The organism is Pseudomonas sp. LFS044, from assembly GCF_047978245.1.
Classification (GTDB): domain Bacteria; phylum Pseudomonadota; class Gammaproteobacteria; order Pseudomonadales; family Pseudomonadaceae; genus Aquipseudomonas.
Genome location: NZ_JBFPFX010000039.1, coordinates 24,658 through 48,079 on the forward strand (window position 1 = coordinate 24,658; position 23,422 = coordinate 48,079).

At 63.1% G+C, this 23,422-nt stretch carries 20 protein-coding genes, 1 tRNA gene and 2 pseudogenes; 11 read left to right on the forward strand and 12 right to left on the reverse strand.

The genetic code is table 11. The features are described 5' to 3' along the window. Positions 1-27: 27 nt before the first annotated feature. The 5 genes from ACNQPL_RS24640 to ACNQPL_RS24660 all read right to left on the reverse strand — a co-directional run bounded on the left by ACNQPL_RS24640 (position 28) and on the right by ACNQPL_RS24660 (position 7,651). Entirely contained in the window at positions 28-2,856 is a 2,829-nt protein-coding gene (locus tag ACNQPL_RS24640; RefSeq protein WP_416468147.1) for a secretin and TonB N-terminal domain-containing protein, read from the reverse strand. Positions 2,857-3,011: 155 nt separating this feature from the next. Then, positions 3,012-3,983 (reverse strand): FecR family protein, encoded by a 972-nt coding sequence (locus ACNQPL_RS24645; protein ID WP_416468148.1) that lies wholly within the window; start codon positions 3,981-3,983, stop codon positions 3,012-3,014. An 88-nt stretch (positions 3,984-4,071) separates the two neighbouring features. Continuing rightward, positions 4,072-4,587: a sigma-70 family RNA polymerase sigma factor gene (locus ACNQPL_RS24650; RefSeq protein ID WP_416468149.1), complete on the reverse strand. Its 516-nt coding sequence runs from the start codon at positions 4,585-4,587 to the stop codon at positions 4,072-4,074. Positions 4,588-4,773: 186 nt separating this feature from the next. Continuing rightward, positions 4,774-5,880: a GlxA family transcriptional regulator gene (locus tag ACNQPL_RS24655; protein ID WP_346613553.1), complete on the reverse strand. Its 1,107-nt coding sequence runs from the start codon at positions 5,878-5,880 to the stop codon at positions 4,774-4,776. Positions 5,881-6,274: 394 nt separating this feature from the next. Further along, entirely contained in the window at positions 6,275-7,651 is a 1,377-nt protein-coding gene (locus ACNQPL_RS24660) for an L-serine ammonia-lyase (protein WP_416468150.1), read from the reverse strand. A gap of 442 nt (positions 7,652-8,093) precedes the next feature. On the opposite strand from ACNQPL_RS24660, the gene ACNQPL_RS24665 reads away from it, so the two are divergent. The 3 genes from ACNQPL_RS24665 (at position 8,094) to choV (ending at position 11,146) form a co-directional block, all read left to right on the forward strand. After that, on the forward strand, positions 8,094-9,041 hold the full coding sequence (locus ACNQPL_RS24665) for a choline ABC transporter substrate-binding protein (RefSeq protein WP_346613551.1): 948 nt from the start codon (positions 8,094-8,096) through the stop codon (positions 9,039-9,041). Between the two features lie 81 nt (positions 9,042-9,122). After that, entirely contained in the window at positions 9,123-9,971 is an 849-nt protein-coding gene (gene choW / locus ACNQPL_RS24670) for a choline ABC transporter permease subunit (RefSeq protein WP_346613693.1), read from the forward strand. Continuing rightward, positions 9,968-11,146: a choline ABC transporter ATP-binding protein gene (choV, locus tag ACNQPL_RS24675; RefSeq protein WP_346613550.1), complete on the forward strand. Its 1,179-nt coding sequence runs from the start codon at positions 9,968-9,970 to the stop codon at positions 11,144-11,146. The genes choW and choV overlap by 4 nt, the downstream gene beginning before the upstream one ends. Before the next feature lie 121 nt (positions 11,147-11,267). On the opposite strand, the gene hisF is transcribed toward choV, so the two are convergent. The 6 genes from hisF to ACNQPL_RS24705 form a co-directional block, all read right to left on the reverse strand. Next, positions 11,268-12,038 (reverse strand): imidazole glycerol phosphate synthase subunit HisF, encoded by a 771-nt coding sequence (gene hisF, locus ACNQPL_RS24680; RefSeq protein WP_176509087.1) that lies wholly within the window; start codon positions 12,036-12,038, stop codon positions 11,268-11,270. Positions 12,039-12,048: 10 nt separating this feature from the next. After that, positions 12,049-12,786 (reverse strand): 1-(5-phosphoribosyl)-5-[(5-phosphoribosylamino)methylideneamino]imidazole-4-carboxamide isomerase, encoded by a 738-nt coding sequence (gene hisA, locus ACNQPL_RS24685; RefSeq protein ID WP_060494680.1) that lies wholly within the window; start codon positions 12,784-12,786, stop codon positions 12,049-12,051. A 27-nt stretch (positions 12,787-12,813) separates the two neighbouring features. Next, a complete protein-coding gene (locus tag ACNQPL_RS24690) occupies positions 12,814-13,074 on the reverse strand; it encodes a DUF2164 domain-containing protein (RefSeq protein WP_346613549.1) in 261 nt (86 codons plus the stop codon). Continuing rightward, positions 13,075-13,713 carry an imidazole glycerol phosphate synthase subunit HisH gene (gene hisH / locus ACNQPL_RS24695; RefSeq protein ID WP_346613548.1) on the reverse strand — a complete coding sequence of 213 codons (639 nt, stop codon included), beginning with the start codon at positions 13,711-13,713 and terminating at the stop codon, positions 13,075-13,077. After that, on the reverse strand, positions 13,714-14,307 hold the full coding sequence (hisB, locus tag ACNQPL_RS24700; protein ID WP_346613547.1) for an imidazoleglycerol-phosphate dehydratase HisB: 594 nt from the start codon (positions 14,305-14,307) through the stop codon (positions 13,714-13,716). Between the two features lie 212 nt (positions 14,308-14,519). After that, positions 14,520-16,178, reverse strand: coding sequence for an OFA family MFS transporter (locus ACNQPL_RS24705; protein ID WP_416468151.1), 1,659 nt, complete (start codon positions 16,176-16,178; stop codon positions 14,520-14,522). A gap of 370 nt (positions 16,179-16,548) precedes the next feature. Between ACNQPL_RS24705 and ACNQPL_RS24710 the strand changes: the two are divergent. From ACNQPL_RS24710 to ppk2, 7 genes and pseudogenes are all read left to right on the forward strand, one after another. Continuing rightward, a pseudogene (locus ACNQPL_RS24710) lies at positions 16,549-18,201 on the forward strand (AsmA family protein); the annotation flags it as partial. A gap of 27 nt (positions 18,202-18,228) precedes the next feature. Continuing rightward, a complete protein-coding gene (locus ACNQPL_RS24715; RefSeq protein ID WP_416468157.1) occupies positions 18,229-18,459 on the forward strand; it encodes a helix-turn-helix domain-containing protein in 231 nt (76 codons plus the stop codon). After that, positions 18,441-19,511, forward strand: a pseudogene (locus ACNQPL_RS24720) (AsmA family protein); the annotation flags it as partial. The gene ACNQPL_RS24715 and the pseudogene ACNQPL_RS24720, both read left to right, overlap by 19 nt. Next, positions 19,508-20,575 carry an A/G-specific adenine glycosylase gene (gene mutY, locus ACNQPL_RS24725; protein WP_416468152.1) on the forward strand — a complete coding sequence of 356 codons (1,068 nt, stop codon included), beginning with the start codon at positions 19,508-19,510 and terminating at the stop codon, positions 20,573-20,575. The pseudogene ACNQPL_RS24720 and the gene mutY, both read left to right, overlap by 4 nt. Next, on the forward strand, positions 20,572-20,844 hold the full coding sequence (locus tag ACNQPL_RS24730; protein WP_346613543.1) for an oxidative damage protection protein: 273 nt from the start codon (positions 20,572-20,574) through the stop codon (positions 20,842-20,844). The genes mutY and ACNQPL_RS24730 overlap by 4 nt, the downstream gene beginning before the upstream one ends. 90 nt (positions 20,845-20,934) lie before the next feature. Beyond that, positions 20,935-21,010, forward strand: a tRNA-Phe gene (locus ACNQPL_RS24735). Between the two features lie 194 nt (positions 21,011-21,204). Further along, positions 21,205-22,191, forward strand: coding sequence for a polyphosphate kinase 2 (gene ppk2 / locus ACNQPL_RS24740; protein WP_346613542.1), 987 nt, complete (start codon positions 21,205-21,207; stop codon positions 22,189-22,191). Between the two features lie 4 nt (positions 22,192-22,195). Here ppk2 and ACNQPL_RS24745 read toward each other — a convergent pair whose 3' ends face one another. After that, positions 22,196-22,732 carry a hypothetical protein gene (locus ACNQPL_RS24745; RefSeq protein ID WP_387523698.1) on the reverse strand — a complete coding sequence of 179 codons (537 nt, stop codon included), beginning with the start codon at positions 22,730-22,732 and terminating at the stop codon, positions 22,196-22,198. A gap of 126 nt (positions 22,733-22,858) precedes the next feature. Here ACNQPL_RS24745 and ACNQPL_RS24750 point away from each other — a divergent pair, with 126 nt between their 5' ends. Further along, positions 22,859-23,302 (forward strand): hypothetical protein, encoded by a 444-nt coding sequence (locus ACNQPL_RS24750; RefSeq protein ID WP_346613540.1) that lies wholly within the window; start codon positions 22,859-22,861, stop codon positions 23,300-23,302. The last annotated feature ends 120 nt before the right edge of the window (positions 23,303-23,422 follow it).

A 23,422-nucleotide genomic window follows, 5' to 3' on the forward strand; every position in this document is an offset into this window, starting at 1 on the left:
AGGGTGTCCACGGTTTTTTTTCAGGGATCAGAAGCGGTAGCCGACTTCCAGCCAGTACTGGCGGCCGACTTCGTAAGTGGTCCGGGCGGTGCTGCTGTTGCTGACGATAGGGTTGACCTTGTCGGTGACATTGGTCACGTCCACAGCCACGAACAGCGCCTGTTCTTTTGCCGTGGGGATCTCCCACTTGACGCGCATGTCCCAGGTTGGGGCGGCGGCCACCGATGCGGTGTCGTAGACACGCAGGGCCTCGCCGTCGATATCTTCGGTGCGGCCTGTGTCGATGATCTGCTCGTAGGCGCCGCGGTAGCGGAAGAAATTGCTGATGCTCAGGTGCCAGCTGGGGATCTCGGTGATGGTGGTCAACCGCGCTGTCCATGGGCGGTTGAAGTCGCTGGCCGGCAGCTCGCTGTATGCCAGGCGTTTGCCATCGTAGATCACGTCGTCATCGGCATATTCAGCTTCGCTGAAGCCGCTTTCGTACGTGCTGTAGGCATTCTTGCTGCGCGACCAGTCCAGCGCCAGCTGCAGGCTGGTGATGCTGCCCAGCACGCGGAACGACTGATTGGGGGTGATCGTCAACGAAACATTGTCGCTCTCACTGGCGCCGGCGTTGACGTAGGTGTAGTAGATGCTCTGGTAGCCATCGACGGGGTCGAGGCCGAGCGTACGCGACGAGGTGCGCACCACTTGGTCGTTACCCTTGCGGTGCACGTACTTCAGGCGGATGTCGGTGTTCAGCCAGCGCTGCTCCAGGCCCAGCATCAACTCGTCGTCGTAGGGGATGTTCATGTCCGAGAAGCGGTTGGTATTGAGCACCTGACGCCCCACCCACGCGCCGTCCTGGCTGGCCCGGGTGTAGGTAGTGTTCAGGGCCTGGCGACCATCGGCCAGGCGGTACTTGAACAGGTTGCGCCCGTAGTAGCGGTTGGCGCCGAATACCAGCACGGTGCTGCGGTCGCCGAAGAAGTCGTAGTCACCGGCAAAGCGCGGCGAAACGGTTTTCTGCTTCATGTAGTCGTCGCCCTCGAAGCGCAGGCCCGGGCGCAGGCTGAGCTTGCCGATCTGCACCTGGTCGTCGATGAAGAAGGCGTAGGCGTTTTCGGTCAGGTCGATCTTGCCGGCATTGTACTGGGTACGGATGCTGCCCCACTGGCGGGTGTTGCCATTGAGCAGCGGGCTGACCGAGCACCATGGGTCGCTGCCCGCGCAACCTGTGCCATTGTCGCGCTTGAAGGTGGTGACGCCCTGCCCGGTCTCTTCGCGCTCCCACACGGCGCGCTGGCGCGAAAGCTCAAGGCCCGTGGTGATGCCGTGACTGACACCGGCGAAGTCGAAGGTCTGCCATTCGCCTTTGAGGGTGTAATCGATGCCGCGCTGGGTCTGGTCGAGGTTGCCGAACGCGCCTTCGCCGCTTTTCGCGGTGTTGCTGCTGGGGTTGCCCCAGTTCTTGGCGTCGGAGTACCACCAATTTACGGTGTCTGTTTCATCTGACTCACGCGAGCTGTACAGATTGGTCAGCGCCAGGGTATGGGTCCAGCGCGCCTGGTCACCTTCCCAGATCGCCTTCAGCGAGCCCTGCCAGCCACCGTTCTTGTTGGTGAACCCAGAGTTCAGGAAGTTCTCGCGGAAGAACACGTTCTCCTGGGGCGCCTGGATGAACGAGCTTTCCACGGTCAGCCGATCGTTGACGTCCCAGTATGTCTTGAGCATGTAGTTGTCGAGCTGCCGGGTCTGGTCTTCGCGGCTGTCGGCATTGGGGCTGGTGTAACCGTTCTCGTAGCGGTTGAGCGGGATCACCGAACGGCGCTGGGAAAAGCTCAGGATCGCGCCGAAGTTGTCGGTGAGGTGGCCTTCGAGCATGCCACGCAGCGTGGTTTTCTCGAACTCGGGCTGGTACTGCTCGGAGGACGAGTTGTCGAAGCTTTCCTGATCCTGTTCGGTGATGTGATAACGCGTCCACTCCGAGCGGCTGATCCCATAGGAGAACTTGCCGTGCAAGCCTTTGCTCGGGCGGCGGGTGATGGCATCGATCACACCGCCATTGAAGCCGCCGTACTCGGCCGGCACGTTGCTGTCGTAGACCTTGACTTCCTGCAGCAGGTCGGCGTCCAGGGCGATGCCGTGGGGGTTGCTGGGCGCGGCGTCGAACTGGCGGTTCTCGCTGTAGCCGTGGGCGCCGGGGTCCAGGTCGTTGTTGATCGAGATGCCGTCGATCATGAAGTTGTTCTGGTAGAACTTGGCGCCATTGATGCTGATGTCGGCGGGGTCGATCTCGCCTGGAGTGTTGGAGCTTTTCTGCGCGCCGGAAAACTGCACGCTGGGGTGCATCTGCAACAGCGTGGTGATGTCGCCGTTGGCACCGGGGAAGGCACGGATGGCCTTGCCGCTGATGACCGTGGCGCCCATGTAGCCGTTGCCTTCGGTGTCGCCCAGCACCAGGGTGTCATGCAGCTCCAGCGGGCCGGCATCGGCTTCGCTGTGCAGCAGGCGCAGGCTCATCACATCACCGTCCGTGTCCCAGGTCAGGCCGCTACCTGAGAGCAGCCGCGACAGAGCCGCCTCGCTGCTGAAGTTTCCCTGCACCGGGTTGCCCTGGGCGCCTTCGAGCAATTGTGCATCCGCGCTGACCTGCAGCCCGCTCTGCTGGCCGAAGGCGATCAGCGCGCCAGCCAGTTGCTGCGCCGGGATGGCGAAGGCATGTACCTGCGCCAATTGCGCGGGCGCCTCGGTGGCCCACAGCAGCGGCGCGGGCAGGAGTCCACCCAGGCCCAGCAGCCCACTGCCCAACACGCATTTCAGGCGCAACGACCAACCCCGCGCGCTGCGCGGCTTCCGGCTTATTGTTTGAGTCATGCCACATCCCCGCCCCGGGCAGTTGCCGGAACCAAAATTGAATACGAATCGCTATCAGTTGTTGCGCGCGGGGGAGAAGACGGGGCAGTACGAGGATTTTTCAGAGAATTCAGGAAATATTTTTGCAGGGGGGCCGCTGAGCATCGGCCCGGGGCTCAAGGCTTGCTCAGTACCAGAAGCCAAGGCCCGTAGCTGTGCACGTCACCGCCATGGGGACGAAGCACAGCCCGCAAGGCAGCCTCAGGCTTGCGCAGGTCATACACACCGGTAACACGCTTGTCGCCCAGTGCATCATCGCGCAGCAACACCTTACCCGGCAGGTACTGCGCCAGCTCTTGCACCACTTCGGCAACACGCTGGTTATCGGCGATCAACTGCCCCTGGCGCCAAGCCGCCACCTGCGATGGCACGAGGGTGTTCACCTGTACGAGGCCATCGACATAACGCAGCCGTTCACCGGCCGTGAGCGCATCCGACAACACATGCCCATCGACGGCATCCTCGACCCTCACCGAGCCATGCTGCACATCCACGCCCGCCCTGCCCGGCCGTAGCGCGACGTTGAAGGCAGTGCCGGTCACCGTCACTTTTATCGCATCGGCGCGTACGTGGAATGGCTTGGCCTTGTCGGGCATTACCTCGAAGAACGCCTGGCCCGTCAGCAGCTTCACGTCGCGATGATCGCCGGAGTAATCCACGGCAATAGCGGTGTCGCTGTCCAGCTGCACCACGCTGCCATCGGCCAACGTCACATCGCGGGTCTCGCCCTGGGCGGTGCGGTAGTCGGCCTGCAGGCGCAGGCTCAGCGAAGGTGCTACGGCCACCATCAGGCAGGCCGCCACCGCTGCACCCAACCACCAGCGTCGGGCAGGCTTTTTCCTGGGCAGCTGCAGCACCCTGGCTGTTGCAGGTTGCTCGGGCCACTGCTCGGCGGTGGCAGGCGCCAGCTGGCCGGTCAGGCGCCACACCCGCTCGGCCTTGCCGTAGGCCTGGGCATTGGCCACATCGCTGGCGCACCACTGCGCCAGCTCGGCACGCAGTTGCGCATCGTGCGGCGCCTGCTGGATGCGCAGGAGCCAGTCGAGGGCTTGGTCGCGGCGGCTGGATACGCGGTCCGCTGACGTCATGTCCGGCAAGTCTCCAGGGGGCTCGGGGGCGCGAAGGGTCGCACAGAGTCGGCCCATTGAGCAAAGGACGCGCCAGCAGCAGGCATTTTCACAGGTCGTCCTCCAGCTGTGCCATGCAATGGCGCAAGGCATCGTGGACCAACTGGTGCACCAGGCTCACCGAAACGTTCAGGTGGGCCGCCACCTGCTGCAAGGTGAAGCCACCGAGGCGGTGCATTTCGAAGGCCAGGCGGGTGCGCTCAGGCAGCGCCTCGAGGGCACGGTTGATGGCGGCGAGCTCGTCCTGCTGGGTGATGGTCTGCTCGGGCGAGGCGGTGCTGGAAGGCAACTCGGCAAGCATCTCGTCGCCACCGGGCTGGGCCTTTTCGGTTGCCGTGCGGCGGATTTGGTCCAACGACAGGTTACGGACGATGCGGTAGAGATAACTGGCCGGGTGGCGGATATCGGCATCGCTGTCCTGGCGGCTGAAGCGCAGCCAGGCTTCCTGTACCACGTCTTCGGCACGGGCGCGGCAACCCACGATTGGCGCGCAATAGTCGACCAATGCTGCCCGGTGGGCGAGGTAGAGCTGCAGTTTGTCGTCCGCCACGGGGTGGTGTGCCAAGCGATTTCGAGGGCGGCGATGTTACCTGTAGTCGAGAATCATTATCAACCAATGATGCAGCGTTGCCCTCTTGGCCCTCATCGCCGGCAAGCCGGCTCCCACAGGTACCGCACCGATCTCACGCCTTGCGGTGAATCTGTGGGAGCCGGCTTGCCGGCGATTGGGCTGCAAAGCAGCCCCGAAGCCTTAAAGCCTCACGCTGGCAAACGTCGACTCGTTACGCGCCTGGCTCAGTGCAGCCATCGGCCCGCTGTGCGGCGACAGGGTCATGGCCTGTGGAATCGGCATCATTGCCACCTGCTGCGCAGTATTGGAGCCTACGCGCTCATCCCGCGGCGGAATGCCGAAGTACTCGCGGTAACACTTGGAGAAGTGCGGCGTGGAAACGAAGCCGCACACCGACGCCACTTCGATGATCGACATCGGCGTCTGCTTGAGCAGTTGCCGCGCGCGGATCAGGCGCAGCTTCAGGTAATAGCGCGATGGCGAGCAGTGCAGGTACTTCTGGAACAAACGCTCGAGCTGGCGCCGCGACACGGCTACATAGACCGCCAGCTCGTCCAGGTCGATCGGCTCTTCCAGGTTGGCCTCCATCAGCGCGACGATTTCCTGCAGCTTCGGCTGGTTGGTGCCGAGCATGTGCTTGAGCGGCACGCGCTGGTGGTCCTGTTCGTTGCGAATACGCTCGTAGACGAACATCTCGGAGATCGCCGCCGACAGCTCGCGACCATGATCGCGGCTGATCAGGTGCAGCATCATGTCCAGCGGCGCGGTGCCGCCGGAGCTGGTGAAGCGGTTGCGGTCGAGGGTGAACAGGCGCGTGCTCATGTTCACCCGCGGGAAGGCCTCCTGCATCGCGGCCAGGCACTCCCAGTGCACGCTGCAATCGAAGCCGTCGAGCAGGCCGGCACAGGCCAATGCCCAGCTGCCGGTGCACACCGCACCCAAGCGGCGCGACTGGCGGGCCTGGGCCTGCAGCCAGGTAACGTGCTCACGGGTAACGGTGCGCTGGATGCCCACGCCGCCGCAGACGATCACGGTGTCGATCGGCGGCGCGCTGTGCATGGCGGCGTCGGGGGTGATCTGCAGGCCGTCGCTGGCCCACACCTGGCCGCCATCCACGGTCAGCGTGTGCCAACGGTACAGCTCACGGCCGGACAGCTGGTTGGCCATGCGCAGCGGCTCGACGGCCGACGCCAGGGAAATAAGGGTGAAATTGTCCAGTAGGAGAAAACCGATGGACTGGGGTGCTGTGCGGTTCTGGGTTGGGTTCCCGGAGGTGTACGACGTCATCGCGATTTCTCCTCACACAAATGCAGGGTGTGCCTCAGGCGGGCACTGATTTCTTGTTATGACCCCCCGGTCAGTTTCCGAGGGGTAGGTTGCCAATCTCAACGCAAACGCCGTGCCGGAAGTTGAACAGCCATTCGAAAACTCCTGAAAACGACGCCTTTGCTGAGCAATTCAGGGGCTTGCGATGCGTTTGCCAGGCGGCGCAAACCGGCGAGCTAGCGCCTCCCGTGTAACCGTTGAGCACTTTGGTGACACGCGCAGTGTAGGTTTCCCAGAAACGACACTCTTGAGTGTCACCGACAATGCCCACACTGATCACGACACCCGACGATCGGTAGATGCACAAACGCCCCATAACGGGGCGTCGTGTCGAGAATAGCGCGAGATCAGCGCATCAGCATTCGATGGCGCTGACCGCCAGCCCACCGCGCGAAGTCTCTTTGTATTTGTCGTGCATGTCGGCTCCGGTATCGCGCATGGTGCGGATGACCTGGTCAAGCGATATGAAGTGTTCGCCGTCGCCGCGCAGGGCCATCTGCACGGCGTTGATGGCTTTGACTGCAGCAATCGCATTGCGCTCGATGCACGGCACCTGCACCAGGCCACCGACCGGGTCGCAGGTCAGGCCAAGGTTGTGCTCCAGAGCAATCTCGGCCGCGTTCTCCACCTGCCCCGGCGTGCCGCCCAGCACTTCGGCAAGGCCCGCCGCCGCCATGGCGCATGCGGAACCGACTTCACCCTGGCAGCCGACTTCGGCACCGGAAATCGAAGCGTTCTTCTTGCACAGGATGCCCACCGCCGCGGCGCCGAGGAAGAAGTCGACCACGCTGGACTCATCGACCTCGTCACTGAAGCGCATGTAGTAGTGCAGCACCGCCGGGATGATGCCGGCGGCGCCGTTGGTGGGCGCGGTGACCATGCGCCCGCCGGCGGCGTTCTCTTCGTTGACCGCCAGCGCGAACAGGTTGACCCACTCCATGGCGCTCATGGTCGAGCCAATCACATTAGGCTTGCCGATCTCCTGCAGGCTGCGGTGCAACTTGGCGGCACGGCGGCGCACGTTCAGCCCGCCGGGCAGTGTGCCCTCGTACTTGAGGCCGTTGCTGACGCACTCCTGCATGGCTTCCCAGAGCTTGTGCAGGCCCGCGCGGATTTCCGCCTCGCTGCGCCAGACCTTCTCGTTGGCCATCATCAATTGCGACACGCTGAGGTCGTTTTGCTTGCACAGGCGCAGCAGCTCGGCGGCGCTGTCGAAATCGTACGGCAGCACCGTCTGGTCGGCGTCCAGCACACCGCTGGCAGCCTGCTGCGCATCGACCACGAAGCCGCCGCCCACCGAGTAGTAGGTGTCACGGTGCAGCTCGCCGTGCTCGCCCTCGGCGATCAGGGTCATGGCGTTGGGGTGGTACGGCAGGTTTTCGTCCAGCAGCAGCATGTCGCGGGCCCAGACGAATTCGATGGGCAGGCGGTTATCCAGCTTGAGGATGTTGGTTTCGCGCAGGTCGGCGATGCGCGGGACGATCTGGGTCGGGTCGATGGCGTCGGGCCAATCGCCCATCAAACCCATGATGGTGGCGTTGTCGGTGCCGTGGCCGATGCCAGTGGCCGACAGCGAACCGTACAGCCGCACCTCGATACGTTTCACCTGCGCCAGCTCCCCGCGTTCACGCAGGCCCTGAACGAACAAAGCACCCGCACGCATGGGGCCGACGGTATGCGAGCTGGAGGGCCCGACACCGATCTTGAACAGGTCGAACACGCTGATGGCCATTGTCGCTTCACCTCTTGCTGGGCTTGTCTCTGCGCGCCATGCGCAGGGCGGGGCAACTGCTAGGCTGAAGCTGCGAGCCGCCACGAATGCAAGCATCATCGGGCTTTTACGCACCCCCTCGCCGTCTGCAACCGACGTAATTTTGTCCAGCAGCGCCGCGCTGTTTTGGCCATTTGTGCGCCGCTTTTCAGCGCTTGAGTGACGGAAAAATGCGCCGGTCGGGGTGGATAAATCCATAAGCGACATCGCCCTCACTGGATGCGACCCGTTGCGTACTGGATACGACCCCACCAGTAGGCGATTGCCCGGCGCTGGAGGATTATCGAAAGCGACTCGTATTGCACGGCCTCGCAACCTGCCCTCTGCAGGCCTGGTCGACCGGACCCTGAGAAAGCCCCGGCGGCCCCCGCGAACCCGAAGATAAAATCACAGGAGTCCATCCATGAAAGGTTCACCCTCGCTGTTGCTGGTCGCGTTGCTGTCCGCACCGTTACTGGCCCAGGCTGCAGAACCCGAGCAGTGCCAGACGGTGCGTTTCTCCGATGTCGGCTGGACCGACATCACCGTTACCACAGCGACCACCAGCGTCGTGCTCGAAGCCTTGGGTTACAAGACCCACACCACCATGATCTCGGTACCGGTGACCTACAAGTCGCTGGCCACCGGCAAGGACCTGGACGTGTTTCTCGGCAACTGGATGCCGACCATGGAGAACGACATCAAGCAGTACCGCGACGCCGGCACTGTAGAAACCGTGCGCGCCAACCTGGAAAACGCCAAGTACACCTTGGCCGTGCCACAGGCGCTGTACGACAAGGGCCTCAAGGATTTTGCCGACATTCCCAAGTTCAAGAAGGAACTGGACGGCAAGATCTACGGCATCGAGCCGGGCAACGACGGCAACCGCACCATCCAGAGCATGATCGACAAGAACGCCTTCGGCCTGAAAGACGCCGGTTTCAAGATCGTGCAGTCGAGCGAGGCCGGCATGTTGTCGCAGGTCGACCGGGCGCAGAAACGCGGGGATGCCATCGTGTTCCTGGGTTGGGAACCCCACCCGATGAACACCCGGTTCAAGATGCAGTACCTCACCGGCGGGGATGATTTCTTCGGCCCCGACTACGGCAAGGCCACCGTGCTGACCAACACCCGCAAGGGCTATGCGCAGGAGTGCAGCAACGTTGGCCAGCTACTGAAGAACCTGTCGTTCGAGCTCAAGGATGAAAGCACCATGATGGGCTATGTCCTGGACGACAAGATGAAACCCGAGGCTGCCGCGCAGAAGTGGCTCAAGGACAACCCAGGCAAGCTTGACGCCTGGCTGGCCGGGGTAACCACCGTGGACGGCAAACCCGGCCTTGAGGCGGCCAAAGCCAAACTGACGCAATAACGCAAGACGCTCAAGCAACACCGCGGGGCGGGACCGTGCCCGCCCCGGACTGATTTCAATCTTTGCAGGTGGAAGCTCGCTATCATGCTTATCGATCAGAAAATACCCCTGGGTCAGTACATCGCGTCATTCGTCGAATGGCTGACCCAGAATGGCGCCGCCTATTTCGACGCCATCGCCCAAGGCCTGGAATTCATGATTCATGGGGTCACCAGCACCCTGACCTGGTTCAACCCGTTCGTCCTCATTGCCCTGTTCGCCGGCCTCGCGCACTTGATCCAGCGCAAATGGGCGCTGACCGTGTTCGTTGCGCTGTCGTTCCTGTTGATCCTCAACCTGGGTTACTGGCAGGAAACCATGGAGACCTTGGCGCAGGTCACCTTCGCCACGGTGGTGTGCGTGGCCATCGGCGTGCCGCTGGGCATCGTCGCCGCACACAAGCCGATGTTCTATACCGCCATGCGCCCGGTCCTCGACCTGATGCAGACGGTGCCGACCTTCGTCTACCTGATCCCTACCCTGACCCTGTTCGGCCTGGGCGTGGTACCCGGGCTGATCTCCACGGTGGTATTCGCCATCGCCGCGCCCATCCGCCTCACTTACCTGGGCATCTGTGACGTGCCGCAAGAGCTGCTCGACGCCGGCAAGGCCTTTGGCTGCTCGCGCCGCCAGCTGCTGACCCGCATCGAACTGCCCCACGCCATGCCGAGCATCGCTGCCGGGGTTACCCAGTGCATCATGCTGTCGCTGTCGATGGTGGTGATCGCCGCCCTGGTGGGCGCCGACGGCCTGGGCAAACCCGTGGTCAACGCACTGAACACCGCCGATATTTCCCTGGGCTTCGAAGCGGGCCTGGCGATCGTGCTGCTGGCGATCATGCTCGACCGTATCTGCAAGCAACCGGAAGCCACGGTAAGGGGTGAAGCATGAGCATCATTCGTTTCGAAGACGTCGACGTCATCTTCTCCAACAAGCCGCGCGAGGCACTGGCGCTGCTGGACCAAGGCAAGACCCGCGAGCAGATCCTCAAGCAGACGGGCCTGGTGGTCGGCGTCGAAAAGGCCAACCTGGACATCAACAAGGGCGAGATCTGTGTGCTGATGGGCCTGTCCGGTTCGGGCAAGTCGAGCCTGTTGCGCTGCATCAACGGCCTCAACACGGTCAGCCGCGGCAAGCTGTTCGTCGAGCATGAAGGCAAGCACATCGACATCGCCCACTGCACCCCGGCCGAATTGAAGATGATGCGCACCAAGCGTATCGCCATGGTGTTCCAGAAGTTCGCCCTGATGCCCTGGCTGACGGTGCGCGAGAACATCAGCTTTGGCCTGGAAATGCAGGGCCGCCCTGAAAAGGAACGGCGCAAGCTGGTGGACGAGAAACTTGAGCTGGTGGGCCTGACCCAGTGGCGCAACAAGAAGCCGGACGAGCTATCCGGCGGTATGCAGCAGCGCGTGGGCCTGGCCCGGGCGCTGGCCATGGATGCCGATATCCTGCTGATGGACGAACCGTTCTCCGCCCTCGACCCGCTGATCCGCCAGGGCTTGCAGGACGAGTTGCTGGAGCTGCAACGCAAGTTGAGCAAGACCATCGTGTTCGTCAGCCACGACCTGGATGAGGCGCTGAAGCTGGGCAGCCGCATCGCCATCATGAAGGACGGCCGGATCATTCAGTACAGCAAGCCCGAAGAGATCGTGCTGAACCCGGCGGACGAGTATGTGCGTACGTTCGTCGCCCACACCAACCCGCTGAACGTGCTGTGCGGCCGCAGCCTGATGCGCACGCTGGACAACTGCAAGCGGATCAATGGTTCGGTGTGCCTGGACCCAGGCATCGATTCGTGGCTGGACCTGGGCGAAGGCGGTTCTCTGCAGCGTGCACGCCAGGGGCAGAACGGGCTGGACCTGCAAAACTGGGCGCCGGGTGAGGATGTGGAGTTGCTGGAGCGTCGGCCGACGCTGGTGAATGCTGATATCGGCATGCGCGAGGCGCTGCGGATTCGTTATCAGACCGGCAACAAGCTGGTGTTGCAGGATAACGACAAGGTGGTGGGGATTCTTGGGGATACCGAGCTTTACCACGCGTTGCTTGGCAAGAACCACGGCTGAAGCCATTGGGGCCGCTTTGCGGCCCATCGCCGGCAAGCCGGCTCCCACAGGGCCGGCGTACACTGTACCTGTGTGAGCCGGCTTGCCGGCGATGGGCTGCGCAGCAGCCCCAATCACTCGATCAGCGAACCACGATCCCGCGCGAAGCCATGTAGGCCTTGGCCTCCGGCACGGTGTACTCACCAAAGTGGAAGATGCTCGCCGCCAGTACCGCGCTGGCATGCCCTTCCAGAATCCCGTCCGCCAGGTGCTGCAGGTTGCCTACACCACCCGAGGCAATGACCGGAATACCCAGCGCATCGCTGATGGCACGGGTTACACCCAGGTCGAAGCCGTTCTTCATGCCATCCTGATCCATGCTGGTCAGCAGGATCTCACCGGCACCCAGGCCTTCCATCTTCTTCGCCCACTCGACGGCATCCAGCCCGGTCGGCTTACGCCCACCGTGGGTGAAGATCTCCCAGCGCGGCGCTTCGCCAGGGGCGGAAACCTTCTTGGCATCGATGGCCACCACAATGCACTGCGACCCGAAACGGTCGGCAGCTTCACCCACGAACTCGGGGTTGAACACCGCGGCGGTGTTGATCGAAACCTTGTCGGCACCGGCATTGAGCAGGTTGCGGATGTCTTGCACGGTACGCACGCCGCCACCCACGGTCAGCGGGATGAACACCTGGCTGGCCATGCGCTCGACGGTATGCAAGGTGGTGTCGCGGCCATCGACACTGGCGGTGATGTCGAGGAAGGTGATTTCGTCGGCACCCTGCTCGTTGTAGCGACGGGCGATCTCCACCGGGTCGCCGGCGTCACGGATGTTCTCGAACTTGACGCCCTTGACCACCCGGCCGTTGTCCACGTCCAGGCAAGGGATGATGCGCTTGGCCAGTGCCATGGTTCAGTCCTCAGCCTTGGTAGTTGTCGCAGAAGGCCTGGGCCTCGGCGACATCGAGAGTGCCTTCGTAGATGGCGCGGCCAGTGATGGCGCCGACGATGCCTGGCGCCTTGGCGTCCAGCAGGGCCTTGATGTCACCCAGGTTGTGGATGCCACCGGAAGCGATCACCGGAATGCGCGTGGCTTCGGCCAGGGCCTTGGTGAACGGCACGTTGCAGCCCTGCATCATGCCGTCCTTGGCGATGTCGGTGTAGACGATCGCCGAGACGCCATCGGCCTCGAAACGCTTGGCCAGGTCGATGACCTGCACCGAGCTCACTTCAGCCCAGCCGTCGGTGGCAACGAAACCGTCCTTGGCATCCAGGCCAACGATGACCTTGCCCGGGAACGCTTTGCACGCTTCAGCGACGAATTCTGGCTGTTTGACCGCCTTGGTGCCGATGATCACGTAGCTGACGCCAGCCTTGACGTAGTGCTCGATGGTTTCCAGCGAACGGATGCCACCGCCGATCTGGATCGGCAGGGTCGGGTAACGCTTGGCGATGGCGGTAACCACTTCACCGTTGACCGGCTGGCCTTCGAAGGCGCCGTTGAGGTCGACCAGGTGCAGGCGGCGGCAGCCACCTTCGACCCACTTGGCGGCCATGCTCACCGGGTCGTCGGAAAATACCGTGGAGTCTTCCATGCGGCCCTGGCGCAGGCGCACGCAAGCGCCGTCCTTCAGATCGATAGCGGGGATAATCAGCATCTTGGGAACCTGTCTATTTGTTGGGTTTCAGGGCTTCTCGAGTGCCCACAGGTCGCTTTCGATGCTCTCGAACCGCTCCTTGAGGTGCAGCTGAACATCGGCAATCGCCCTGTTGTAGTAATGAGGTGCAATTTCTTTGCTGAACAGGTCGAGGACTTCGGCCACCTCGAACGACCCCAGCTGCAGCTCGAAGCGGTCTTCCAGGAAGCGCTTCAAGGTGTCGAGCGCCTCGCGCTCTTGCTCGGCGGCCAGGGTGATGACCGGGGCCTTGGTCTTCGACCTGCTCATTTACCAGCGCCCGTCCCAGGCGACGAAGTTCTGCAGCAGCTGCAGGCCATGGGTATGGCTCTTCTCCGGGTGGAACTGCACAGCAAAGCGCGAACCGTCGGCCAGCGCGGCGGCGAAGTCGACGCCATAGTGGCCGCGGCCGACCACCTGGCCCGGCTTGCCGGCATTGATGTAGTAGCTGTGCACGAAGTAGAAGCGCGCGCGGTCAGAAATGTCGTGCCACAGCGGGTGGTCGATGGTCTGGGCGACTTCGTTCCAGCCCATGTGCGGCACCTTCAGGTGCTCACCGTCTTCACGCAGGTCTTTGCCGAAAAAGCGCACATTGCCTGGGAACAGGCCGATGCAATCGACACCGTCGTTTTCTTCGGAATGGTCGAGCAGCGCTTGCATGCCGACGCAAATGCCGAGGAACGGGCGGTCCTGGCTGACTTCACGCACCAGGCTGTCGAAGCCCAGGCGGCGGATTTCGGCCATGCAGTCGCGAATCGCACCCACACCGGGAAACACCACACGGTCAGCCTCGCGGATTACCGCGGCATCGCTGGTGACCAGCACCTTGCCGGCGCCGACGTGCTCAAGCGCCTTGGCCACCGAGTGCAGGTTGCCCATGCCATAGTCGATTACGGCTACCGTCTGCATTTACAGGCATCCCTTGGTGGATGGCATCTGCCCGGCCATGCGCTCGTCGAGGGTCACGGCCATGCGCAGCGCGCGGCCGAAAGCCTTGAACACGGTTTCGATCTGGTGGTGGGTATTGTGGCCACGCAGGTTGTCGATGTGCAGGCTCACCAGGGCGTGGTTGACGAAGCCCTGGAAGAACTCCTGGAACAGGTCGACATCGAAGCCACCGACCGTGGCACGGGTGTACGGCACGTGCATCTGCAGGCCCGGGCGACCGGAGAAGTCGATGACCACGCGCGACAGCGCTTCGTCCAGCGGCACATAGGCATGGCCGTAGCGGAAGATGCCTTTCTTGTCGCCGATGGCCTGGGCGAATGCCTGGCCCAGGGTGATACCGACGTCTTCGACGGTATGGTGATCGTCGATATGCAGGTCACCCTTGCACTCGATATCCAGATCGATCAGCCCGTGTCGGGCGATCTGGTCGAGCATGTGTTCAAGGAAAGGCACGCCGATATCAAATCGAGCCTTGCCACTGCCATCGAGGTTGATCGAGCACTTGACCTGGGTTTCCAGGGTATTGCGCTCGACGGAAGCCTTACGTTCGACCATCACCAGCTCCGCAAAATCATTGGGCGAAAAGGGCTCCATTATAGGCCCAGAACGCTCAAGCTTGAAACGCGGATGACATATGGCAATGCAAGGGGCTGCTTTGGCTCCCACAGAGACCCCACAAAATTCGTGCACTGTGGAGAAACCTGTGGGAGCCGGCTTGCCGGCGATGAGGCCATGACAGCCAGCCAATCAGCTGGCTGTCATGCCCCTCAGTGGAACAACACCGCCGTCTTCTGCAGGGTAATCCACACCCCCCAGGCCAGCGGAACCACCACCACGGCCCAGGCAATCAGCACCAGCGGCAGGCTGCCCGGCGCGGCATGCCATTCCAGCGAGCGCGCACCATCGGCACCTTTGTCGTGGCTCAGCGCACGCTCGGCCGCCAGTTGTGCATCGCTCATGAAGTGCTTGTCGGCCACCGGGCGCACCAGCAAGTTGCAGATGAAGCCCAGCACCAGCAGGCCGGCGAGGATGTACAGGGTCATGTCATAGGCCGCTGCACGCTCCACACCGGCTGCCAGCTGATACTCGCGCAGGTAGGTGATCAGCACCGGGCCAAGCACGCCGGCAGCGGCCCAGGCCGTCAGCAGGCGGCCGTGAATGGCGCCGACCATCTGCGTGCCGAACAGGTCGGCCAGGTAGGCCGGCACTGTGGCGAAACCACCGCCGTACATGGACAGGATGATGCAGAAGGCGGCCACGAACAGCGCCACGTTCCCCAGATGGCCCATGTTCGGCACCAGGCTGTAGAGGCCAACGCCCAGGGCGAAGAAGGCGAAGTAGGTGTTCTTGCGGCCGATGTAGTCCGAGAACGACGCCCAGAAGAACCGCCCACCGATGTTGAACAGGCTGAGCAGGCCGGTGAAGCCCGCCGCAATGGCGGCAATCTGCGCCAGCTGCGCGGCGTTCAGCTCACTGAACGTCAGCTCGTTGCCCAGCAGCTTGCCGGCAAACACTTCCTGCAGCAGCGGCGAGGCCATGCCGAGGATGCCGATGCCCGCCGACACGTTCAGGCACAGTACCAGCCAGATCAACGCAAACTGCGGGGTTTTCCACGCCACACTGACGTGCACATGGCGGTCGGTGACCATCGCGTTGGCTTTTTTCACCGGCGCGGTCCAGCCTTCCGGCTTCCACCCGGTAGGCGGCACGCGATAGGCCAGGGCGCCAGCCGTCATGAACACGAAGTAGATCGCCGCCATGGCGACGAAGCTCTGCCATACGCCGACTTCATGCTCGTTGCCGAAGTGGCCCATCAGCGCAGTGGCCAGCGGGGCGCCGACCATCGCGCCGCCGCCGAAGCCCATGATCGCCATGCCGGTGGCCATGCCGCGCTTGTCCGGGAACCACTTGATCAAAGTCGAGACCGGCGAGATGTAACCCAGCCCCAGGCCGATGCCGCCGATCACGCCAGAGCCCAGCCACATCAGCCACAGTTGGTGGGTTTTAACGCCAATCGCCGAAATCAGCATGCCGCCGCACCAGCACAGCGCCGACACCAGGCCAGCCTTGCGTGGGCCGGCGTGTTCCAGCCAGCCGCCCAGCACGGCTGCCGAACAGCCGAGGAAGACGAAGAACAGGGTGTAGATCCAGCTGAGCATGGAAATCGGCCAGTCGCACTCGGCGCTGAACATTCGGGCGATGAAGCCCATGTCAGCCGAGCACGCGACCGGTGCGGTAATGCCGATGGCCTGCGACAGTGGCAGCCAGAATACGGAGAAACCGTAGGCCATGCCGATGCACAGGTGAATGGCCAGCGCCGCTGGGGGCACCAGCCAGCGGTTGAAGCCCGGGCGGGCGATGATGCGCTCCTTCGACAGGAAGCCCGGCGCGCTGGCGGCCGCCCCTGCCGTGATACTGCTGTTCATGGATTCGATCCTTTTGTAGGTAGACGGTGCTTGCGGATTGAATGCCCGGCTCTTCTGAATGCACGTGAGGCGTGGCCGTTGCATGGCAACGCGCCGCGACAATGGGTCGCGGGCGCTTCGAAAGCGGCGCAAGAGTACCAGTTCGCTCATGACATGGAAGCAATCTGATATCGTTATTTTTTGCCCGGCTGAATCGGTACTTCTGGCTCGTCACTAAAAAGGAACTGCCCGGCCAACCGCTGTCGAAAGTCGCAATGTCTGATCAATTAGTAGGAAATGCCCTGTATCTCTTGTCTGATACTCAGGGCCCACCGCTGCGGCGCTATACTCTGCCGCTTGAAATTCAAATACGGACTACAAGGACTCGCCCATGAAAGCGTTCGGCAAAATCCTGGGACTGGGGCTTCTCGGGTTGCTGCTGATCATCGTGGCGCTGGGCTTCGCCCTGACCCACCTCTTCGATCCCAACGACTATAAAGACGAGATCCGCCAGTTGGCGCGCGACAAGGCCCATGTCGAGCTGACCCTCAACGGCGATATCGGCTGGAGCCTGTTCCCGTGGCTGGGCCTGGAACTGCACGAAGCCAGCATCGCCACCCTGAACAAGCCCACCGAGCCGTTCGCCGACCTGCAGATGCTCGGCCTGTCGGTACGCGTGCTGCCCTTGCTGCGCCGCGAAGTGCAGATGAGCGATGTGCGCGTCGAAGGGCTGAACCTGACCCTGGCCCGTGATGAACAGGGCCATGGCAACTGGGAAGACATCGGCAAGCCGCTGCCGGCGAAGGACGGCGCAGCCGCCAGCACCCCAGCGCCCGCCGAACAGCCAGGTGCGCCGGCAGAAAGCAGCAGCGAGCGCACGGTCAAGCTGGACATCGACAGTCTCACCGTGAACAACGCCCGCGTGCAGTACACCGATGCCAAGACCGGCAAGAGTTACAGCGCCGAAAGCATCCAGCTGAGCACTGGCCCGGTCCACGAAGGTGCGAACATCCCGCTCAAGGCCAGCGCCTTCCTCAGCGCCAGCCAGCCGAACCTCAAGGCGCGCACGGAGCTTGCCGGCGAGCTGCGCTTCGACCGCAAGCTCAAGCGCTACAACTTCGAGGACATGCGCCTGACCGGCGAAACCTCGGGCGAGCCGCTGGCCGGCAAGACCATGACCTTCGCCGCCCAGGGCCAGGTGCTGGTCGACATGGCGGCCAATGTGGCGTCGTGGAACGGCCTCAAGATCTCCGCCAACCAGCTGCGAGCCCTGGGCGAGCTGAACCTGCGCGACCTGGACAAGGCGCCGCAGCTCAGCGGCGGCCTGTCCATCGCCCAGTTCGACCTGCGCACCTTCCTCGACGGCATCGGCCACCCACTGCCGGCCACCAACGATCCCGCTGCCTTCAACAAACTGGAGCTGGTCAGCCGCCTGCAGGGCACGCCGAACAGCCTGGCCCTGGAAGACCTGGCGGTAAAACTGGACGACAGCACCTTCAGCGGCCGCGTGGCCGTCGAAGACTTCGCCAAGCAAGCCCTGCGCGTTAAGCTCAAAGGCGACAAATTCGACGCCGACCGCTACATGGAGCTGCGCTGGCAGGACGCCTACCATCAATTCAGCGCCGCGGAGAACGAGCAGCAGCTCTTCCAGCGGATCGCCGCGTATTCGAAGCGCCTGGGCTTCGAATACTGCTGTTACGGAATCCGGGTGCCGCTGCCCGTGTCGAAATCGGCCGTCGCGATCTTCGACACCTATCCGGACGGCTGGATGGCGCACTATCAGGCGCAGGACTACATCAAGATCGATTCGACGGTCCGCGACGGTGCGCTCACCACCAACATGATCGTCTGGCCGGACGTCGACGAGGTCGCGCCATGCCCGTTGTGGGAAGATGCGCGCGAGGCCGGGTTGTCGGTCGGCATCGCGCAGTCGAGCTGGGCCGCGCGCGGCGCGTTCGGCCTGCTGAGCATCGCGCGCCATGCGGATCGCCTCACGCCTGCCGAAATCGACATGCTCACGCTGCAGACCCACTGGCTCGCGAACCTGTCACATTCGCTGATGAGCGGCTTCATGGTGCCGAAGCTCGCGCCAGCGGCAAGCGTCGTGCTGACGGCGCGGGAACGCGAAGTGCTGTGCTGGACCGCCGAAGGCAAGACGGCATGCGAGATCGGTCAGATCCTCGGCATCGCGGAGCGGACGGTGACTTTTCACGTCAACAACGTCCTCGTGAAGCTTGGCGCGACCAACAAGGTGCAGGCGGTCGTCAAGGCGGTCTCGGCGGGGCTCATCGATATGTTCTGATGCCGGCCAAGAGCGAAGAAGCCAAGGGCGCCACCGCGGCGCGCCAGAACGAGGTCAAGCAACAGGAAGCCAGCGCCGTGGCCGGGGCAGGCAGCTCACCGCTGCCGAACGCGCCGACCCAGGTGGCCTGGAGCAACGACAAGCTACTGCCGGTCGATCGCCTGCGCGCCCTCGACCTGCAGGCCGACCTGGCCTTCGGTTCGCTGACCCTCGACAAGTTGCCAATCAGCGACGCTCAACTGCAGGCGACCGGCCAAGGCGGCCTGGTCACCCTGCAAACCTTGCGCGGCGGCCTTTACAACGGCAGCTTCGAGGCCAAGGGCACCGTCGACGTGCGCCCTGCCGTGCCGCAGATCGGCCTCAATACCAAGATCAACCGAGTACCGGTGGAACACTTCATCAAGGCCGACGACAAAGAGCAGGCCCCGCCGGTAAAAGGCCTGCTGACCCTGACCAGCGATCTGACAGCCACCGGTAACAGCCAGAAGGCACTGGTCGACACCCTCAACGGCAGCGCAAACTTCACCATCAACGACGGCGTGCTGGTCAACGCCAACCTGGAGCAGCAACTCTGCCAGGCTATCGCCACCCTCAACCGCAAGTCGCTGAGCGGCGAGCCGCGCGGCAAGGACACACCGTTCGAAGAACTGCGCGGCAACCTGGTGATGCGCAACGGCGTGGCCAGCAACCCGGACCTCAAGGCACGTATCCCCGGCCTGACCGTCAACGGCCACGGCGACCTCGACCTGCGGGTGCTGGGCATGGACTACAACGTTGGTGTGATCGTCGAGGGTGACCAGCGCGCCATGCCCGACCCGGCCTGCCAGGTTAACGAGCGCTACGTCGGTGTCGAAGTGCCGCTGCGCTGCCGTGGCCCGCTGGAGCTGGGCGCCAAGGCCTGCCGCCTGGACCAGGACGGCCTGGGCAAGGTCGCAGCCAAGCTGGCCGGCAACCGCCTGAAAGACAAGATCGATGAAAAGCTCGATGAAAAACTCGGAGACAAAGTGAGCCCAGAACTGAAAGACGCGCTCAAGGGGCTGTTCAAGCGATGACCCCTGCGCAGTTCTCCAGCGCCGTGCTGGATTGGTACGACCAGCACGGCCGGCATGACCTGCCCTGGCAACAGGGCATCAACCCATACCGGGTGTGGGTGTCGGAAATCATGCTGCAACAGACCCAGGTCAGCACCGTGCTGAACTACTTCGACCGCTTCATGCAGGCGCTGCCTACCGTGCAGGCCCTGGCCGAAGCGCCGGAAGACGAGGTGCTGCACCTGTGGACCGGCCTGGGCTACTACACCCGCGCGCGCAACCTGCAGAAGGCCGCGAAGATCGTGGTCGAGCAGCATGGCGGCGAATTCCCGCGCAGTGTCGAGCAGCTTACCGAGCTGCCCGGCATCGGCCGCTCCACCGCCGGTGCCATCGCCAGCATCAGCATGGGCATCCGTGCACCGATCCTGGATGGCAACGTCAAGCGCGTGCTGGCCCGCTACACCGCGCAGGCCGGCTACCCGGGCGAGCCCAAGGTGGCCAACCAGCTGTGGGCCACCGCCGAGCGCTTCACCCCGCCCACCCGCGCCAACCATTACACCCAGGCGATGATGGACATGGGCGCCACGCTGTGCACGCGCAGCAAGCCCAGCTGCCTGATATGCCCGCTGCAGCACGGCTGCGAGGCGCACCTGCACGGTGAAGAAACCCGCTACCCCGAGCCCAAGCCGCGCAAGGCCCTGCCGCAGCGCCGCACACTGATGCCGCTGCTGGCCAACCACGAAGGCGCGATCCTGCTTTACCGTCGCCCTTCCAGCGGCCTGTGGGGCGGGCTGTGGAGCCTGCCCGAGCTTGAAGATATCCAGCAGCTCGATGACCTGGCCTACCAGCACGGCCTGCGCCTGGCAGAAAGCCGCGCACTGGACGGCCTGACCCACACGTTCAGCCATTTCCAGCTGGCGATCGAGCCGTGGCTGGTGCGTGTCGACCCGGTCGGCCAGCACGTGGCCGAGGCCGACTGGCTCTGGTATAACCTCGCCACCCCGCCGCGCCTGGGCCTCGCCGCCCCGGTCAAGAAGCTGCTCAAACGCGCGGCCGACGAACTGATTGCAGGAGATGCCCGATGACCCGTACCGTGATGTGCCGCAAGTACAACAAAGAATTGCCAGGCCTGGAGCGCCCGCCCTACCCCGGCGCCAAGGGCCAGGACATCTTTGATCACATCTCGCAGCAAGCCTGGGCCGACTGGCAGAAACACCAGACCATGCTGATCAACGAAAAGCGCCTGAACATGATGAACGCCGAGGACCGCAAGTTCCTCCAGGCCGAGATGGACAAGTTTTTCGCTGGCGAAGACTATGCCCAAGCGGAAGGCTACGTTCCCCCGGCCGAATGACCCCAAAAATCGTAAGCGACGGAATTAATTTAAAATTTTTTCAAAAAGTCGTTGACGAGCGGTCTGGAAATCTATTTAATTCACCTCGTCGCCCAGATAGCTCAGTCGGTAGAGCAGAGGATTGAAAATCCTCGTGTCGGCGGTTCGACTCCGTCTCTGGGCACCACCTTCAAGCTTCTGGTGGTTGCAAAGTTACCCGAAGCGACAACAAGAAACCCGCCTAGTGCGGGTTTTTTGTTGTCTGCGATTTTTTCGTTCCCTTCTGCCTCACTGCTCATTGTTGACCAACATCAACAAGCGCCTTCTCGCTCAAACCCACAATTGCAGACGGACACACGACCCGACCCTGCAAGGACCTCCATGAGCGAAGAAACTCCCCTGCTGCTCCCCGCCCCCGACAGCCCCACGCCAAGCCCCTCGCCAAAACCGCGCCCCCGCCGCCCCCGTCAGCGCAAACCCGAGCCGGCCATCACCCAGATCAGCCAGGCACCGGCCGCGCTGGAAGTGGCCAGCGCACCGAAAGGCAGCAACGAGGACAGCACCTCTGCGCGCCTGCCGGCCAGCTACCCCTACCCCACCCGCATGCGCCGCCAGGAATACGAGACGGCCAAGCATGCGCTGCAGATCGAGCTGCTGAAGGTACAAAGCTGGGTCAAGGAAACCGGGCAGCGTATGGTGGTGCTGTTCGAAGGGCGCGATGCTGCGGGCAAGGGTGGCACCATCAAGCGCTTCATGGAGCACTTGAATCCGCGCGGCGCGCGCATTGTCGCGCTGGAGAAGCCTTCCGAGCAGGAAAAGGGCCAGTGGTATTTCCAGCGTTACATCCAGCACCTGCCCACGGCAGGCGAAATGGTGTTCTTCGACCGCTCCTGGTACAACCGCGCCGGGGTCGAAAAGGTGATGGAATTCTGCTCGCCCCTGCAGTACCTGGAGTTCATGCGCCAGGCGCCGGACCTGGAGCGCATGCTGTGCAACAGCGGCATCCTGCTGTTCAAGTACTGGTTCTCGGTGAACCGCGAGGAGCAACTGCGCCGCTTCATCTCACGCCGGGATGACCCACTCAAGCACTGGAAGCTTTCACCCATCGACATCAAGTCGCTGGATAAATGGGAGGACTACACCGCCGCCAAAGAGGCGATGTTCTTCCACACCGACACCGCCGATGCACCGTGGACGGTAATCAAATCCGACGACAAGAAGCGCGCCCGGATCAACTGCATCCGCCACTTCCTGCATTCGCTGGATTACCCCGGCAAGGACCTCAGTGTTGCGTATGCACCCGACGCACAATTGGTAGGGCGCGCCTCACGCGGTTTCGAGGAAGATGAGCTGGCACCGCAAGCCTGAAGGCTTAGAAGTTAGCGATGGCACTGCAATAGTCCGCCTTGCGCTTGGGCACTTCCCGGGTGTCGCCCAGGCGCTTGAGCGAACCATCGCAGGCACTGTAGCCATGCACGACAAACTCATAGTCAGCGCCTTTTTCCGGCACAAACGAGAACATCCCCAGGCAGTTCTGCACCCTGTCATACCCCGCCGACTGGCCGCGATCGAGAAAGTGCAGGGTAAAGGGCTTGCCCGCCGGGACCAGCACCTCGCTGACCGCATCCCCCGCCTGCACCGCCGCACTGGCAGGCATACCCAGGCTCTCGCCATTACGGTCGGCGAAGCCTTCGGTGGGCACCGCGATTACCCCCGCGCCAGGGCTGTACCAGTCCACGCAGTCCTTTTCCGGCACAGCACGCACCATGCCATTGGCGACCACCCGCAGCCTTGCGGTATCGCCTGCAACCGGCGAGGCGTAGGGCGTATTGAACGATTTGACCGCAGCCATATTGCCGCAACCACAGAGCGCCGCAGCCAGCAGGCCAAGCGAGAGTGCTGTTTTCATCCGTGAAACCTCATCAATGGATACCGGATATCCGGCGGCCTGCCTCAGACCATTGCCTGCCGCTTGGGTTTCCTCGGCAAGTACGATTCAATACGCACATTTTCGCCCCCAAGGATTTCCAGCCCCATGGCTACCCATACCAAGCAACAGAAACGCGCCAAACGCGCCGCCACCAAGGCCAAGCAGAACCGTATGGTGCGCAGCGGCCAGGCAGTCAAGGCCAGCGCCGGCGACAGCGCCAGCATCGAGCAGGTGTTCAACAAGGCCATGGAATCGGACAGCTACAAGGACATGTTCGAGAAGATGAAAGCCGCGCAGGAAACCAGCCTGGTGGCGATGATCTCGGTGTTCCTGGTCGACCCGCTGTTGGCGCTGGTGCTCAAAGGGCACAAGGAAGAGCACGCCACCGACTACATCGTGCTGGTGTTCAACGCCTACCGCACCTGGCTCGATGGCGCCGACGAAGACACCACCATGGCGTGGCTGGAGAGCGACGAGTTCCAGGAAGCGTACATCGCCGCCTCCGAGCTGGTGGCCAAGCAGCAACAGCAGCAGAAACAGTTCGGCTGAGCCAGTACCGGCCTCTTCGCGGGGCAAGCCCGCCCCCACAGGTTGTACACAGGCCTCGGGCATTGTGGAGAAACCCGTGGGAGCGGGCTCGCCCCGCGAAGAGGCCGGCACTGACAACCA

What these genes read in the sequence shown, in the direction of transcription:
- ACNQPL_RS24640 (WP_416468147.1), bottom strand. Translation starts at nt 2,856, where the DNA reads ATGACTCAAACAATAAGCCGGAAGCCGCGCAGCGCGCGGGGTTGGTCG.
- ACNQPL_RS24645 (WP_416468148.1), bottom strand. Translation starts at nt 3,983, where the DNA reads ATGACGTCAGCGGACCGCGTATCCAGCCGCCGCGACCAAGCCCTCGAC.
- ACNQPL_RS24655 (WP_346613553.1), bottom strand. Translation starts at nt 5,880, where the DNA reads ATGACGTCGTACACCTCCGGGAACCCAACCCAGAACCGCACAGCACCC.
- ACNQPL_RS24660 (WP_416468150.1), bottom strand. Translation starts at nt 7,651, where the DNA reads ATGGCCATCAGCGTGTTCGACCTGTTCAAGATCGGTGTCGGGCCCTCC.
- ACNQPL_RS24665 (WP_346613551.1), top strand. Translation starts at nt 8,094, where the DNA reads ATGAAAGGTTCACCCTCGCTGTTGCTGGTCGCGTTGCTGTCCGCACCG.
- choV (WP_346613550.1), top strand. Translation starts at nt 9,968, where the DNA reads ATGAGCATCATTCGTTTCGAAGACGTCGACGTCATCTTCTCCAACAAG.
- hisF (WP_176509087.1), bottom strand. Translation starts at nt 12,038, where the DNA reads ATGGCACTGGCCAAGCGCATCATCCCTTGCCTGGACGTGGACAACGGC.
- hisA (WP_060494680.1), bottom strand. Translation starts at nt 12,786, where the DNA reads ATGCTGATTATCCCCGCTATCGATCTGAAGGACGGCGCTTGCGTGCGC.
- ACNQPL_RS24690 (WP_346613549.1), bottom strand. Translation starts at nt 13,074, where the DNA reads ATGAGCAGGTCGAAGACCAAGGCCCCGGTCATCACCCTGGCCGCCGAG.
- hisH (WP_346613548.1), bottom strand. Translation starts at nt 13,713, where the DNA reads ATGCAGACGGTAGCCGTAATCGACTATGGCATGGGCAACCTGCACTCG.
- hisB (WP_346613547.1), bottom strand. Translation starts at nt 14,307, where the DNA reads ATGGTCGAACGTAAGGCTTCCGTCGAGCGCAATACCCTGGAAACCCAG.
- ACNQPL_RS24705 (WP_416468151.1), bottom strand. Translation starts at nt 16,178, where the DNA reads ATGAACAGCAGTATCACGGCAGGGGCGGCCGCCAGCGCGCCGGGCTTC.
- ACNQPL_RS24715 (WP_416468157.1), top strand. Translation starts at nt 18,229, where the DNA reads ATGGTGCCGAAGCTCGCGCCAGCGGCAAGCGTCGTGCTGACGGCGCGG.
- mutY (WP_416468152.1), top strand. Translation starts at nt 19,508, where the DNA reads ATGACCCCTGCGCAGTTCTCCAGCGCCGTGCTGGATTGGTACGACCAG.
- ACNQPL_RS24730 (WP_346613543.1), top strand. Translation starts at nt 20,572, where the DNA reads ATGACCCGTACCGTGATGTGCCGCAAGTACAACAAAGAATTGCCAGGC.
- ppk2 (WP_346613542.1), top strand. Translation starts at nt 21,205, where the DNA reads ATGAGCGAAGAAACTCCCCTGCTGCTCCCCGCCCCCGACAGCCCCACG.
- ACNQPL_RS24745 (WP_387523698.1), bottom strand. Translation starts at nt 22,732, where the DNA reads ATGAAAACAGCACTCTCGCTTGGCCTGCTGGCTGCGGCGCTCTGTGGT.
- ACNQPL_RS24750 (WP_346613540.1), top strand. Translation starts at nt 22,859, where the DNA reads ATGGCTACCCATACCAAGCAACAGAAACGCGCCAAACGCGCCGCCACC.